Source organism: Streptomyces morookaense (genome assembly GCF_013030945.1).
Taxonomy (GTDB): Bacteria; Actinomycetota; Actinomycetes; order Streptomycetales; family Streptomycetaceae; genus Streptomyces; species Streptomyces morookaensis.
Genome location: NZ_JABBXF010000103.1, coordinates 24670 through 39145 on the forward strand (window position 1 = coordinate 24670; position 14476 = coordinate 39145).

Genomic DNA, 14476 nt, shown 5'->3' on the forward strand with positions numbered 1-14476 from the left:
GGGACGGAGGTGCAAGTCCGTTCCCGTACCCGCCTGTTCAGTGCTTCACTGCTTCGGGCACGGAGTCTTTCCCATGCTCACGTTCAGGTTCAGCCCGGGCAGGGTGAACGTTCCGGCCGAAGTGGCCCAGGCGCGCTGGTCGACATGGTTGAAGAACACCTCGTCGGCCTGCTGGGAGAACGAGCCGGGCACATAGGCGCCTCTGCCGTTCTCGCCGGGCTTCGCCGGGCCGGGCCCCTTGGTCGTGGAGTCCACGGCCACGCCGATGTCGACGCCCTTGAACGTCGCGTCGGCGTGCATGTCGTCGGCGTCGATGAAGAGCTTCTCCGCCTGGACCTTCTCCTTGTCGGTCCCGGCCTTCAGAAGCATCGACACATCACCGAACGGAGTCGGAACGGTGACCGCCTGGCACAGCTTGGTGATCTCCGCGGAGTTCAGACCGACCACGGCGACGGGCTTGTTGCCCACCTTGGTGACGTCATTGGCGCCGTACTGGACGAAACCCGTGCCGTGCAAGGATTCCGCCGTCACCTGGAACTGCTGCCCCGAAACACTGAACGACGCCGCCAGCGCACCCTGCGCTATCGCCACCCCGATCGCGGCGGAGGCCGCCACGCTGGGGACCATGACGACGGCGAACCGTCGCCATCTCGTCCCGCCACGAGCCTGGGACTTCATGACACATTCCTCCTTCTCGGACGTACATCTCCGGCACGGGCGGGAGCCTCGTACCCCGGAGGGGAGAGCTGTTACGTCCTCGGGAAGGAGAGCGCCGTCGCATGACGGAGGCGCAGCGCGCCCGACACACCGGCGATCACCCCCGAGCGACAACCAACGGCCACGCCTTCGCGCAACCCATGGGACAGGCACCGCCGTTGTGGCGGAGACCCCCCTGTCCCTGCTCGGTGGGGACCCAGGCGCACGCGCCGACCGGATGGCCGACTGTGCGAATGGACCGAGCGTGCGGCCGATCGTGGTGCATTACGGGCCGGGGCACAAGAGGTTCATTACTAGCGAGTAACGGGGCGATAACCACCGGATGCCCGGAGTGCATCAAGCACCCGCCAGAACGTGTCGCTCCGTGTCCACGAACAGTCGGAGAAAAAAGAAAAACCCGGGCGAATGCCCGGGCTCTTCTTACTGGCAGTAACTACGCCCTCGTTTACCAAGTTTTGGCAAAGCGCGGCTCCTGTGCCCCGTGGGACACAGGTGTCAGAACAGCGCGCGCGACAGCGCGGTGCGCGCAGCCGACACCCGCGGGTCGTCCGGACCGATCACCTCGAACAGCTCCAGCAACCGCACGCGCGCGGCGTCACGGTCGTCGCCGAAGGTCCGCCTGACGGTGTCGAGGAGCCGCCCGAAGGCGTCCTCGACGTGCCCGCCCACGAGGTCGAGATCCGCAGCCGCGATCTGCGCCTGCACATCACCGGGCGCATCGGCGGCGGCCTTGCGCACCTCCTGGGCGTTCATCCCCTGGACGCGCTCCAGGAGTCGGGCCTGGGCGAGGCCCAGCCTGGCCTCGGGGTTGGCCGGGTCGTCGGCCAGCACGTTCTGGTACGCGCGGACGGCACCGCCGAGGTCACCGGCGTCCAGGGCATCGTGTGCGGCACCCAGCGCGGCGTCGTACGGGCCCGCCGGAGCCTCCGGGGCCGCGGCGGCCTCACCTTCGGCACCCGGCTCGACGGGGGCGCCGACGATGCCGAACCGCTGCTCGGCGACGGCGATCAGCTGCTCCAGCACCTGCCGGACCTGGGCCTCGGGGGCCGCGCCCTGGAAGAGGGGCAGGGCCTGGCCGGCCACGACCGCGAAGACCGCGGGGATGGACTGGACACCGAACTGCTGGAAGAGCAGCTGGTTGGCCTCGACGTCCACCTTGGCCAGCACGAACCGCCCGCGGTACTCCGCGGCAAGACGCTCCAGCAGCGGGCCGAGCTGCTTGCACGGCTCGCACCAGTCGGCCCAGAAGTCGATGACGACGGGCACTTCGGCGGAGCGCTGGAGGACGTCGGCCTCGAAGCCCGCCTCGTCGACGTCGAACACCAGGGGCCCGGAGGAGGCGGGCACACCGCCGTGGCGGGCGGCCTCGGCGCGCGCCTGCTCGGCCTTCTGCTTGGCTTCCCCGGCCGCCTTCACCGCGGCGAGGTCGACCACTCCACTCATGGACATGTTCCGTGGCTGCATGGCCCTATCCTCCCCCCTCCGCGCGGCGAATCGGAAAAGTATGCCGACGCCGGGTCCCCACCTGGCGCCGTGATGCTTCGTTGGTTGTCGCTCTTACGCTACGGCCCGTAGCGTAACTCCCCTCCCCACGGCCACGGCAAGGGTTTCGGGGAATCGTGATCTGGGTCATACGCCCGGCCCTACCGAGCGGTAAGGTCACTTCATGCCATCCACCCCCCTCCGTCGCACCGGCCGCCCGCGCAGCACGGAAGCGGACCGCGCGATCCTCGACGCGACGCGGGCGGCTCTGGTGGAACTGGGCTGGGGCAAGCTCACGATGGGCGACGTGGCGGCCCGTGCGGGGGTCGCGAAGACGACCCTCTACCGCCGCTGGGCGGGCAAGAACGAATTGGTCGTGGACGCGGTGGCGGCGCTCTTCGACGAGCACCTGGAACTCCCGGACCGCGGCAGCCTCCGGGCCGATGTGGAGGGCGTGGTCCTGCAGTTCGCGTCCCTCCTGGAACGCCCGGAGACGAAGACGGCCCTCATGGCCGTGGTGGCGGAGTCGACGAGGGACGACGCCCTGCGCGACCGCATCCGCTCGGCGATCGTCGACCGCCAGAAATCCCTGGTCCTGATCGGCCGCGCCCGCGCCCAGACCCGCGGCGAACTCCCCCGCGAACCGGACGAGACCCAGGCGGCCCGCAACGCGGACCTCATCTTCGACGTGATCGCGGGCGCGGTCGTCCACCGGACGCTGGTCAGCGCGGAACCGGTGGACGAGGAGTGGGCCAGGGGCTTCACCGCGCTGGTGGTGGGGGGACTGACGGCGGGGGCGGGGTGAGGACGCCGGCGGAAAGGGCGGGCGCCTGCCTCAGAAGCCCGCCGGCTCCACGTACGCCCCCCACTCCTCGCGGAGCGCGTCGCAGATCTCCCCCAGCGTGGCCTCGGCCCGTACCGCGTCCAGCATCGGGGCGATCATGTTCGAGCCGTCCCGCGCGGCCGCCAGCATCGCGTCCAGGGACGCGCGGACCTTGGCGTCGTCGCGCTGCGCCTTGCGGGCGGCCAGCACGCGCACCTGCTCGCGCTCCACCTCGTGGCTGACCCGCAGGATCTCCAGGTCGCCCGTCACCGAGCCCTCGTGGCAGTTGACGCCCACCACGCGCTTGGCGCCCTTCTCCAGGGACTGCTGGTAGCGGAAGGCGCTCTCGGCGATCTCGCCCGTGAACCAGCCGTCCTCGATGCCGCGCAGGATGCCGGAGGTGACCGGACCGATGGGGAGCCGGCCGTCGGGGTGCGCCCGCAGGCCGCGTTCCTTGATCTGGTCGAAGATCTTCTCCGCGTCCGCCTCGATGCAGTCCGTCAGCTGCTCCACGTACCACGAACCGCCCAGCGGGTCGGCCACGTTGGCGACGCCCGTCTCCTCCATCAGGACCTGCTGCGTGCGCAGCGCGATCTCCGCGGCCTGCTCGCTCGGCAGGGCGAGGGTCTCGTCCAGGGCGTTGGTGTGGAGGGAGTTGGTGCCGCCGAGCACCGCCGCCAGGGCCTCGACCGCCGTGCGCACCACGTTGTTGTACGGCTGCTGCGCCGTGAGCGAGACGCCCGCCGTCTGGGTGTGGAAGCGGAGCCACTGCGCCTTCTCGGTCTTCGCGCCGTAGACCTCCTTCATCCAGCGCGCCCAGATCCTGCGCGCCGCGCGGAACTTGGCGATCTCCTCGAAGAAGTCGACGTGGGCGTCGAAGAAGAAGGAGAGGCCGGGGGCGAAGACGTCCACGTCCAGGCCGCGGCTCAGGCCCAGTTCGACGTAGCCGAAGCCGTCGGCCAGCGTGTACGCCAGTTCCTGCGCGGCCGTCGCGCCCGCCTCGCGGATGTGGTAGCCGGAGACGGACAGCGGCTTGTAGGCGGGGATGGACGTCGCGCAGTGCTCCATCAGGTCGCCGATCAGGCGCAGATGGGGCTCGGGCGGGAAAAGCCACTCCTTCTGCGCGATGTACTCCTTGAAGATGTCCGTCTGGAGCGTGCCGTTGAGGACGGACGGGTCCACGCCCTGCCGCTCCGCCGCGACCAGGTACATGCAGAAGACGGGGACGGCCGGGCCGCTGATGGTCATCGAGGTCGTCACGTCGCCCAGCGGGATGTCCTTGAACAGGACCTCCATGTCCGCCGCCGAGTCGATGGCGACGCCGCAGTGGCCGACCTCGCCAAGCGAGCGCGGGTCGTCGGAGTCGCGGCCCATGAGGGTGGGCATGTCGAAGGCGACCGACAGCCCGCCGCCGCCGTTGGCGAGGATCATCTTGTAGCGCTCGTTGGTCTGTTCGGCGTTGCCGAAGCCCGCGAACTGACGGATGGTCCATGTGCGGCCGCGGTAGCCCGTCGCGTACAGGCCGCGGGTGAAGGGGTATTCGCCGGGCCACCCGATGCGCTCGAAGCCCTCGTACGTGTCGCCGGGGCGGGGACCGTAGACCGGCTCGACCTCGTCCCCGGAGAGCGTGGTGAAGTCGGCATCCCGCTTGCGGGCCGCGTCGTACCGCGCCTGCCAGCGGCTGCGCCCCGCCTCGATGCCTGCTGCGTCCATGGGTGTCGCACCCGACCTCTCCGCGCCCCGCTGCGCGCCTTCGATTTACTAGGACGTCCTAGTAAATCGTCGCGCAAGAGTGCCCCGAACACAAGGGGTGTCGTGTCCGGGGCGGGTGTGTCGTGCGGGGCGTGCGGGATCAGGCGGTGGCCTGGGCCGCCTCCGCGGCCACCAGCGGCTCCAGCTCGCGGCTGATCCTGCGCTCCACGAAGAACGCGGCGGTCGGGATGGTGCCCGCGATCAGCACCCACACCAGCCTGCCGAACGGCATCTTCGCCTTGGAGCCCATGTCGAAGGCGAAGACCAGGTACAGCACGTAGAGCCAGCCGTGCGCGATGCCGACGATGCTGACGAAGCCGCTCGCGCCGTCCACGGTCAGCAGGTACTTGGCGATGACGCCGATCGTCAGGAGAACCAGCAGCACACCGGTGACGTACGCCATCACGCGGTAGCGGGTCAGCACGTTCTTCTTCACTGGAGGGTTCCTCACATCGGGACATCGGGTCATCGGGACACCGGGGGCTTCGACTGCCGTCGATCGAGCGTAACCGTATGTTCCGGGGCGATCTTCGCCGCCCCCGCCGCGCCGGACGCGCCTAGGGCGCGTCCTCGTCGGCCTCGGCGAAGTCCTGTGCCGCGACCCGCAGCGGGCGCAGGATGTCGAAGATCTGCCCGCACTCCTCGGCGTCGTAGACGCCCAGGCCGAAGTCCATCGCCATCAGGTCGCGCGTCGCGGACTCCACGACCCCGCGCCCCTTGTCGGTGATCGAAGCGAGCGTGCCACGGCCGTCGTTGGGGTTCGGGCGCTTGTCCACCAGGCCGGCCGTGACCAGGCGGTCCACGGTGTTGGTGACGGACGTGGGGTGCACCATCAGCCGCTCGCCGATCTTCGACATCGGCAGCTCGCCGGCCTTGCTGAACGTCAGCAGCACCAGCGCCTCGTAGCGGGCGAAGGTCAGGCCGTACGGCTTGACGACGGCGTCGACCTGGCCCAGCAGGATCTGGTGGGCGCGCATGATCGAGGTGATCGCGGCCATGGAGGGCACGGCGCCCCAGCGCTGCTTCCACAGCTCGTCGGCACGGGCGATGGGGTCGAAGGGGAGACTGAGCGGTTTGGCCACGGGCTCGAGCCTAGCGGGCGGCCGGATCCCGGCCCCCGCCGTCCCGCATATCGGGACGACCGGGGGCCGGTGATCCGGTTCAGCCTTCGGCCAGATACCGCTCGACCGTCTCGACCTTCGACGTCAGCCCGTCCGTCACACCCGGGCGGATGTCCGCCTTGAGGACGAGCGAGACCCGGCCGCAGCGCGCCTCGACGGCGGCGACGGCGCGCTTGACGACGTCCATGACTTCGTCCCACTCGCCTTCGACAGACGTGAACATCGCGTCCGTGCGGTTCGGCAGACCCGACTCGCGCACCACGCGCACCGCGTCGGCCACGTACTCGCCGACGTCCTCGCCCACGCCCAGCGGGCTCACCGAGAAAGCGACGATCATGCGTTGACCACACCCTCCTTGCGGGCGCGGGCGGCGATGACGCTCGCCTCGCCCTCGCGGCGCAGCATGCGGTCGCCGAAGAAGCCGCCGGTGGGCAGCACGGAGAGGACGAAGTAGAGGGCGGCGCGCTTCAGGGGCCACTTGGCCTTGTTCCAGGCGTCGATCCAGAAGATCACGTAGAGGATGAAGAGGATGCCGTGCACCGCGCCCATCACCGGCACCGCGTTGAAGTCGGTGGTCCGCTTGAGGACCGAGCAGACGAGCAGGAGCAGGAAGGAGACGGCCTCCGGGGCGGAGACCAGTCGGAGCCGGCGCAGGGATTCGGCGGTCTTGATGTCCACGGGGGGCACACCTTCGGTCGAGTGGCGGTTCGGTCACCGCTTGTGACCGTATTCACAAGCGGATCCCTCATTGTCGCAGCCCGGAAATCGATCACGGGATCCGGGTGTCGGTAGGGGATTCTTCCGGGATCCACCAGGGCCGAGGGGCCTGTTCGAGCGGTATGTCCTGCCGATAGCGTCTGCCGCGTGGCTCAGTTTCGGCTCCAGGGGAGCAAGGTTCTCGCTGTCGACATGGCAGGTGATGCGGTCAAGGCCAAGAACGGCTCGATGGTCGCGTACGAGGGCGAGATGACGTTCAAGAAGATGACCGGCGGCGGTGACGGCCTGCGCGGCATGGTGACCCGCCGGCTCACCGGCGAGCAGATGGATGTGATGGAGGTGAAGGGCAGCGGCACCTGCTACTTCGCCGACCGGGCGAGCGAGATCAACCTCGTGGCGCTGCACGGCGAGACGCTGTACGTCGAGTCGAGCAATCTGCTCTGCACCGACGCGGCCCTGCGCACCGGCACCACGTTCACGGGCCTGCGCGGCGCCTCGCAGGGCAACGGCTTCTTCACGACGACCGTCGAGGGCACGGGCCAGGCGGCGATCCTCTCCGACGGCACGGCGATCGCCCTGCGGGTCACGCCGCAGACGCCCCTGCAGGTCGACCCGGGCGCGTACATCGCACACACCGGCAGCCTCCGCCAGCACTTCCAGTCCGGCGTGAACTTCCGCACGTTCATCGGCGAGGGCTCGGGCGAGGCGTTCCAGATACGTTTCGAGGGCGACGGGCTCGTCTACGTGCAGCCCAGCGAGCGGAACACGATCGGCGGTGACCTCTGATGCCGTTCCGGCTCCTGAACTCGCGGATGGTCGAGGCCCAAGTGCTGCCCGGGCAGCGGCTGTTCAGCCAGCGCGGGGCGATGCTCGCCTACCGCGGCGACGTCTCCTTCACCCCGAGCATCACCGGCGGCCAGGGCGGTGTGATGGGCATGATCGGCCGCCGCGTGGCGAACGAGGCCACACCGCTGATGACCGTCGAGGGCCACGGCACGGTGATGTTCGGCCACGGCGGCCACCACTGCCATGTGATCGAACTGTCCGGTGAAACGCTGTACGTGGAGGCCGACCGGCTGCTCGCCTTCGACGGCACGCTGCAGCAGGGCACGATGTTCATGGGGTCGCAGGGCGGCGTGATGGGCATGGTGCGCGGCCAGGTGACCGGGCAGGGCCTGTTCACCACGACCCTCCAAGGACACGGCGCCGTCGCGGTGATGGCGCACGGCGGCTTCATCGAGCTGCCGATCGTGCCGGGCCGCCCGGTGCACGTGGACCCGCAGGCCTACGTGGCGCACCGCGGCGACGTGCGCAACAAGCTGTCCACGGCGCTCGGTTGGCGCGAATTCGTGGGCCGCGGCTCGGGCGAGGCGTTCCAGCTGGAGCTGTCGGGCAGCGGCACGGTGTACGTCCAGGCGTCGGAGGAAAAGCTTTGAACGGCCCCATGAGCCCCCTGAACAACCCCGGTCATGGACCGGTCGTGTACGACGCGCACACCCTGCCCGCGGACGACAACGTCAATCCGTACGCCTTCTGCGTGGATCTGGACGGACAGTGGTTCCTGCAGAAGGGGAAGATGATCGCCTACTACGGGCAGATCGCCTTCCACGGCATCGGCCACGGCCCGCTGGACCGGCTGATCGCGGCGTCCTTCCACTCCCCGCTGCACGCCTCGGACTGGGTGGTGGCCGAGGGCCGCGGCAGGATGCTGCTCGCGGACCGCGCGTTCGACGTCAACTCCTACGACCTGGAGGACGGCAACCTCACGGTGCGCTCGGGGAATCTGCTGGCCTTCCAGCCGACGCTGGCGCTGAAGCAGTCGATCGTCCCCGGCTTCCTGACGCTGATCGGCACGGGCAGGTTCGTGGCCGCCTCCAACGGCCCGGTCGTCTTCGCCGAGCCGCCGATCCGGGTGGACCCGCAGGCGCTGGTGGGGTGGGCGGACTGCCCGTCGCCGTGCCACCACTACGACCACCACTACCTTCGCGGGGTCATGGGCGGGGTGCGCCGGCTGACCGGACTCGGGGGCACCTCGGGCGAGGAGCACCAGTTCGAGTTCACCGGCGCGGGGACGGTGCTGCTGCAGTCGACCGAGCAGCTGATGGAGGAGCGGGCCGTCGGCGAGGAGGCGCCGGAGCAGGAGGGCGTGCCGCATGCGCATCCCGGCGGCCACGGCAGCCCCGGCACCCATGGAAACCAGCCAATGACACCGCGGTTGCCGGGTCAGCTGGGGGACCTCCAGCGCCGCTTCGGGCTGTGAGCGGTACTCTGCGGAGTGTGACGGTCGAACGCATGACCTTTCATTTTTAATTAAACATTCAACTTCTTAGGTAGAATCCATTCATGGACACCGAGGACACCCAGGACAACGGCACCCGCTGGCTCACCGACGAGGAACAGCGCGCCTGGCGCACTCACCTGGACGTGAGCCGGCTCCTGATGCACCAGCTCGAACGGGACCTGCAGCCGTTCGGCCTCACCAACAACGACTACGAGATCCTGGTCAACCTCTCGGAGTCGAAGGACCACCGCATGCGGATGAGCGATCTCGCGACCGCCACTCTGCAGTCCAAGAGCCGGCTCTCCCACCAGATCACGCGCATGGAGAACGCGGGGCTGGTGCGCCGGGAGAACTGCGAGTCGGACCGGCGCGGGCTGTTCGCGGTCCTGACGGACCATGGCTGGGAGACGATGCGGAAGGTGGCGCCGCACCATGTCGCCTCGGTGCGGCAGCACTTCATCGATCTGCTGTCGGAGGAGGAGCTCAAGTCCCTTCACGCTTCGCTGACTCCGGTGGCGCAGCATCTGCGGTCGACGCGGGGTCGGATGTGAGGGGAACGGGCTGATGGTGCCGCGTCCCGCAAGGGACGCGGGAGCCGGGGCCTACTCCCCCGTCAGTCCCGCCACCAACTCGTCCGCAGCGGCGTACGGATCCAGCTCGCCGCCCACCACCCGCTCGGCCAGAGCGGGAAGGTGCCGGTCCCCCCGCAGATCCCCGATCCGCTCCCGCAGTGCGGTGACGGCGATGGTCTCGACCTCGTGCGCCGCGCGCCGTCGGCGCCGGTCCGCGAGGACGTCCCGTTCCTCCATCCACGCCCGGTGCTTCTCCAGCGCCTCCACGACCTCGTCGACGCCCTCGCCGCGCGCGGCGACCGTCTTCACGATCGGCGGGCGCCAGTCGCCCGCCGCCCTGGCCTCGCCCAGGCCCAGCATGTGGTTGAGCTCGCGCGCCGTCGCGTCCGCGCCGTCCCGGTCGGCCTTGTTGACGACGTACACGTCGCCGATCTCGAGGATGCCCGCCTTCGCGGCCTGGATGCCGTCGCCCATCCCGGGCGCCAGCAGCACCACGGACGTGTCCGCCTGCGAGGCGATCTCCACCTCCGACTGCCCGACGCCGACCGTCTCGACGAGCACCACGTCGCACCCGGCCGCGTCCAGGACGCGGATCGCCTGCGGGGCGGCCCAGGCGAGGCCGCCGAGGTGGCCGCGGGTGGCCATGGAACGGATGTAGACGCCCGGGTCCGAGGCGTGCTCGGACATCCGGACCCGGTCGCCCAGCAGCGCACCGCCCGAGAACGGCGAGGACGGGTCAACGGCCAGCACCCCGATCCGCTTGCCCATCCGGCGGTAGGCGGTCACCAGCGCCGAGGTCGAGGTCGACTTGCCGACGCCGGGCGAGCCGGTGATCCCGACCACGTACGCCCCGCCCGTCAACGGGGCGAGCGCCGCCATCACTTCGCGCAGTTGCGGTGACGCCCCCTCCACCAGTGAGATCAGCCGGGCCACGGCACGCGGCCGGCCCTCCCGTGCCTGCTCGACCAGTGCGGGGACGTCCGCCATGACTGCTCCGTTCCGTCGGATCCGTCGGATTCAGAAGGTCAGTTGCCCGGCACCCGGATGATCAGCGCATCGCCCTGGCCGCCGCCACCGCACAGCGCCGCCGCGCCCACGCCGCCGCCGCGCCGCTTCAGTTCCAGGGCGAGGTGCAGCACGATACGGGCGCCGGACATGCCGATGGGGTGGCCGAGTGCAATGGCCCCGCCGTTGACGTTCACCTTTTCCGGGGAGACCCCGAGGTCCTTCATTGACTGCACGGCGACGGCCGCGAACGCCTCGTTGATCTCGATGAGATCGAGGTCCCCGACCTCGATGCCCTCCTTGCGGAGCGCGTGGTCGATCGCGTTGGACGGCTGGGACTGCAGGGAGTTGTCCGGGCCGGCCACATTGCCGTGGGCGCCGATCTCGGCGATCCACTCCAGGCCCAGCTCCTCGGCCCTGGCCTTGCTCATCACGACCACGGCGGCGGCACCGTCGGAGATCTGCGAGGACGTGCCGGCGGTGATGGTGCCGTCCTTGGCGAAGGCGGGGCGCAGCTTGCCGAGCGACTCGGCCGTGGTCTCCGGGCGGATGCCCTCGTCCTTGCTGAAGAGCACCGGCTCGCCCTTGCGCTGCGGGATCTCGACGGGCGTGATCTCCGCCTCGAAGAGGCCGTTCTTCTGGGCGGCGGCCGCGCGCTGGTGGGAGAGGGCGGCGAACTCGTCCTGCTCGGGGCGGCGGATGCCCAGGCGGGTGTTGTGCTTCTCGGTGGACTCCCCCATGGCGATGTTCTCGAAGGCGTCGGTCAGACCGTCGTGGGCCATGGCGTCGAGCATCTCGACGGCGCCGTACTTGTAGCCCTCGCGGGACTTGGGGAGCAGGTGCGGGGCGTTGGTCATCGACTCCTGGCCGCCGGCCACGACGATGTCGAACTCCCCTGCGCGGATGAGCTGGTCGGCCAGCGCGATGGCGTCCAGGCCCGACAGACATACCTTGTTGATCGTCAGCGCCGGCACGTTCATCGGGATGCCGCCCTTGACCGCCGCCTGGCGCGCGGGAATCTGCCCGGCGCCGGCCTGGAGCACCTGCCCCATGATCACGTACTGCACCTGGTCGCCGCCGATGCCCGCGCGGTCGAGCGCGGCCTTGATGACCACGCCGCCGAGGTCGGCCGCGGAGAACGAGCGCAGCGATCCCATCAGCCTCCCCATGGGCGTGCGTGCGCCCGCGACGATCACTGAGGTGACGGCGGAATTTCCGTTCGTACCGGACATGGGCGCGACCCCTTCGAGCGGAGAAGGTTAACGATGGTTTCCGTCAATGTACTGACGGGTCGCCTCCGGGTCACCGGGCGGAAGATGTGATCGCGCGCACGTTGCGTGACGGTACGTGCGAGCGGTGCACTGGACTCATGCTGACGCGCATCGACCACATCGGGATCGCCTGCTTCGACCTCGACACCACTGTCGAGTTCTACCGTGCCACGTACGGCTTCGAGGTGTTCCACACCGAGGTCAACGAGGAGCAGGGCGTCCGCGAGGCCATGCTGAAAATCAACGAGACCTCCGACGGCGGGGCCTCCTACCTGCAGCTGCTGGAGCCGACCCGGGAGGACTCCGCGGTCGGCAAGTGGCTTGCGAAGAACGGCGAGGGCGTCCACCACATCGCCTTCGGCACCGCCGACGTGGACGGCGACGCCGAGGCGGTCCGCGGCAAGGGGATCCGGGTGCTCTACGACGAGCCGCGCCGCGGATCCATGGACTCCCGCATCACCTTCCTGCACCCCAAGGACTGTCACGGCGTGCTGACGGAACTGGTCACCTCCGCGCCCCGCCCCGCGGCGGAGCACTGACCCTCCCCTTCCCCGGCCGGTAGAGTGCAGGTTCGGCCGGGTACGGGTGGGCCCCGGACCGGGCTGTACCGATGATCTGACACCATTTCTTCGGAAGGGCGGGCTCCGGGTTCCACCACGACACATGACGGGGCCGGCCGCCGACGCGACCAGGGGACGGATGGACCGCGCTGTGCGGGGCTACGAGCGCCAGGAGAGTCAACGGGCCGAGGCCGACCACCTCTCGAAGTTCGAGGCCGAGATGGAGCGGCTGAAGACCGAGCGGGAGAAGGCGGTCCAGCACGCCGACGACCTCGGCTACCAGGTCGAGGTGCTGCGCGCCAAGCTCCACGAGGCGCGCCGCAACCTCGCCCACCGTCCTGCCTATGACACGGCCGACATCGGCTACCAGGCCGAACAGCTGCTGCGCAACGCCCAGATCCAGGCCGAGCAGCTGCGCAGCGACGCCGAGCGCGAGGTGCGCGAGGCCCGCGCCCAGACGCAGCGGCTGCTGCAGGAGCAGGCCGAGCGGCAGGCGCGTATGGAGGCGGAGCTGCACGCCGAGGCGGTGGCCCGGCGGCAGCGGCTGGACGAGGAGCTCAACGAGCGCCGCCAGACCGTCGAATCGCACGTCAACGAGAACGTCGCCTGGGCCGAGCAGCTGCGCTCGCGCACCGAGGCGCAGGCGCGCCGGCTGCTGGAGGAGTCCCGGGCGGAGGCGGAGCAGTCGCTGGCGGCCGCCCGCACCGAGGCCCAGCTGCTCACCGAGCAGGCCCGCGGCCGGCTCGGGGCGGCCGCCGAGGAAGCCCGCGCCGAAGCCGAAGCGATCCTGCGCCGGGCCCGTACGGACGCCGAGCGGCTGCTGGCCGCCGCCTCCGCGCAGGCGCTGGAGGCCACCGACCACGCCGAGCGGCTGCGCACCGCCGCCGGTACCGAGAGCGACCAGGCCCGGATGGCCGCGACGGAGCTGACGCGCACCGCCGAGGCGCGGATGCAGGAGGCCGACGCGGCCCTGCGCGAGGCGCGGGCCGAGGCCGAGAAGGTGCTGGCCGAGGCGAAGGAGGCCGCGGCCAGGCGGCTTTCCGACGCCGAGTCGGACAACGAGCAGCGCACCCGTACCGCGCGGGCGGAGATCGCCCGGCTGGTGAGCGAGGCCACCAAGGAGTCCGAGGCCCTGCGGGCCGAGGCGCAGCAGCTGCGCGACGACGCGGCCGCCGAGGCCGAGCGGGTGGTGGCCGAGGCCGCGGAGAAGGCCCGCAGTGCCGTCGCCGAGGACTCGGCGGCGCAGCTGGCGAAGGCCGCGCGCACGGCAGAGGAAGTCCTGACCAAGGCGACCGAGGACGCACAGGCGACCACGAAGGCGGCCGCCGCGGAGGCCGAGCGGATCCGCAAGGAGGCGGAGGCCGAGGCCGAGCGGCTGCGCGCGGAGGCGGCGGACACCGCCGAGCAGCTCAAGGGCGCCGCGCAGGACGACACCAAGGAGTACCGGGCCAGGACGGTCGAACTCCAGGAGGAGGCGCGGCGGCTGCGCGGCGAGGCCGAGCAGCTGCGGTCCGAGGCCGTGGCCGAGGGCGAGCGCATCCGGGGCGAGGCCCGCCGCGAGGCACTGCAGCAGATCGAGGAGGCGGCCAGCACCGCCGAGGAGCTGCTGGCCAAGGCCAAGGCGGACGCCGAGGAGACGCGCGGCGCCGCGGCCGCGGACAGCGAGCGGCTGCGTGCGGACGCGGCCGAGCGGGCCGCGGCCCTGCGCAAGCAGGCCGAGGAGGCCCTGGAGCAGGCCCGTGCCGAGGCCGAGGAGATGGCCGAGGAGGCCGAGGACCACTCCGAGCGCACCCGCGCCGAGGCCGCCGAGGCCGCGCGGCAGCTGCGCGAGGAGGCCGAGCGGGCCGCGGAGGCGCGGCGCGCGGAGGCCGACGCCGAGCTGACGCGTCTGCAGACGGAGGCCGAACAGCGCGTGGAGGCCGCCGAGTCGGCGCTGCGCGACGCCCGTGCGGAGGCCGAGCGGCTGCGCCGGGAGGCGGCCGAGGAGGCGGAGCGGCAGCGGACGGAGGCCGCGGAGCGGGCCCGTGCGCTGCAGGCGCAGGCCGAGGAGGAGTCCGAGCGGCTGCGTGCCGAGGCGGCGGCGGAGGCGTCCGCCTCCCGTGCCGAGGCCGAGGAGGCCTGCGCGCGGCTGCGCGGCGAGGCCGCCGCGGAGGCGGAGCGGCTGCGCGCCGAGGC

16 protein-coding genes are annotated in these 14476 nt (G+C 70.8%); 7 read left to right on the plus strand and 9 right to left on the minus strand.

The annotated features are described in order from the left end of the window. Positions 1-45: 45 nt before the first annotated feature. Entirely contained in the window at positions 46-678 is a 633-nt protein-coding gene (locus HG542_RS30825; RefSeq protein WP_171087257.1) for a DUF6230 family protein, read from the minus strand. Positions 679-1212: 534 nt separating this feature from the next. After that, positions 1213-2181 (minus strand): tetratricopeptide repeat protein, encoded by a 969-nt coding sequence (locus tag HG542_RS30830; RefSeq protein WP_171087259.1) that lies wholly within the window; start codon positions 2179-2181, stop codon positions 1213-1215. Positions 2182-2383: 202 nt separating this feature from the next. Between HG542_RS30830 and HG542_RS30835 the strand changes: the two genes are divergently transcribed. Then, positions 2384-3004: a TetR/AcrR family transcriptional regulator gene (locus HG542_RS30835; protein ID WP_171087261.1), complete on the plus strand. Its 621-nt coding sequence runs from the start codon at positions 2384-2386 to the stop codon at positions 3002-3004. Positions 3005-3034: 30 nt separating this feature from the next. Here the strand turns inward: HG542_RS30835 and icmA are convergent, their stop codons facing one another. The 5 genes from icmA to HG542_RS30860 form a co-directional block, all read right to left on the minus strand. Beyond that, positions 3035-4735, minus strand: coding sequence for a coenzyme B12-dependent isobutyryl-CoA mutase large subunit (gene icmA / locus HG542_RS30840; protein ID WP_171087263.1), 1701 nt, complete (start codon positions 4733-4735; stop codon positions 3035-3037). A 139-nt stretch (positions 4736-4874) separates the two neighbouring features. After that, a complete protein-coding gene (locus HG542_RS30845) occupies positions 4875-5210 on the minus strand; it encodes a DUF3817 domain-containing protein (RefSeq protein WP_171087265.1) in 336 nt (111 codons plus the stop codon). Positions 5211-5331: 121 nt separating this feature from the next. After that, a complete protein-coding gene (locus tag HG542_RS30850) occupies positions 5332-5856 on the minus strand; it encodes a MarR family winged helix-turn-helix transcriptional regulator (protein WP_171087267.1) in 525 nt (174 codons plus the stop codon). A gap of 79 nt (positions 5857-5935) precedes the next feature. Continuing rightward, positions 5936-6232 carry an MTH1187 family thiamine-binding protein gene (locus tag HG542_RS30855; RefSeq protein ID WP_171087268.1) on the minus strand — a complete coding sequence of 99 codons (297 nt, stop codon included), beginning with the start codon at positions 6230-6232 and terminating at the stop codon, positions 5936-5938. Further along, positions 6229-6573, minus strand: a complete 345-nt coding sequence (locus tag HG542_RS30860) for a DUF3817 domain-containing protein (RefSeq protein WP_171087270.1) — start codon at positions 6571-6573, stop codon at positions 6229-6231. The genes HG542_RS30855 and HG542_RS30860 overlap by 4 nt, the downstream gene beginning before the upstream one ends. A 186-nt stretch (positions 6574-6759) precedes the next feature. On the opposite strand from HG542_RS30860, the gene HG542_RS30865 reads away from it, so the two are divergent. From HG542_RS30865 to HG542_RS30880, 4 genes are all read left to right on the plus strand, one after another. Continuing rightward, the gene (locus HG542_RS30865) at positions 6760-7398 is read left to right on the plus strand and encodes an AIM24 family protein (protein WP_171087274.1); all 639 of its coding nucleotides are present in this window, start codon (positions 6760-6762) and stop codon (positions 7396-7398) included. Then, entirely contained in the window at positions 7398-8048 is a 651-nt protein-coding gene (locus HG542_RS30870; protein WP_171087276.1) for an AIM24 family protein, read from the plus strand. Before HG542_RS30865 ends, HG542_RS30870 begins: the two co-directional genes overlap by 1 nt. 8 nt (positions 8049-8056) lie before the next feature. After that, positions 8057-8872 carry an AIM24 family protein gene (locus HG542_RS30875; protein WP_171087278.1) on the plus strand — a complete coding sequence of 272 codons (816 nt, stop codon included), beginning with the start codon at positions 8057-8059 and terminating at the stop codon, positions 8870-8872. 83 nt (positions 8873-8955) lie between these two features. Continuing rightward, complete coding sequence (locus HG542_RS30880) at positions 8956-9444, plus strand: MarR family winged helix-turn-helix transcriptional regulator (RefSeq protein ID WP_171087280.1); 489 nt, start codon at positions 8956-8958, stop codon at positions 9442-9444. 51 nt (positions 9445-9495) lie between these two features. Here the strand turns inward: HG542_RS30880 and meaB are convergent, their stop codons facing one another. Together meaB and HG542_RS30890 are read right to left on the minus strand one after the other, a co-directional pair. Further along, the gene (gene meaB / locus HG542_RS30885) at positions 9496-10452 is read right to left on the minus strand and encodes a methylmalonyl Co-A mutase-associated GTPase MeaB (RefSeq protein WP_171087283.1); all 957 of its coding nucleotides are present in this window, start codon (positions 10450-10452) and stop codon (positions 9496-9498) included. 38 nt (positions 10453-10490) lie between these two features. After that, entirely contained in the window at positions 10491-11702 is a 1212-nt protein-coding gene (locus tag HG542_RS30890; RefSeq protein ID WP_171087285.1) for an acetyl-CoA C-acetyltransferase, read from the minus strand. A 137-nt stretch (positions 11703-11839) separates the two neighbouring features. On the opposite strand from HG542_RS30890, the gene mce reads away from it, so the two are divergent. Together mce and HG542_RS30900 are read left to right on the plus strand one after the other, a co-directional pair. Then, a complete protein-coding gene (gene mce, locus HG542_RS30895) occupies positions 11840-12280 on the plus strand; it encodes a methylmalonyl-CoA epimerase (protein ID WP_171087286.1) in 441 nt (146 codons plus the stop codon). 172 nt (positions 12281-12452) lie between these two features. After that, the coding region (locus HG542_RS30900) for a polarized growth protein Scy-related protein (protein ID WP_498063293.1) at positions 12453-14476 on the plus strand (2024 nt) is incomplete at its 3' end.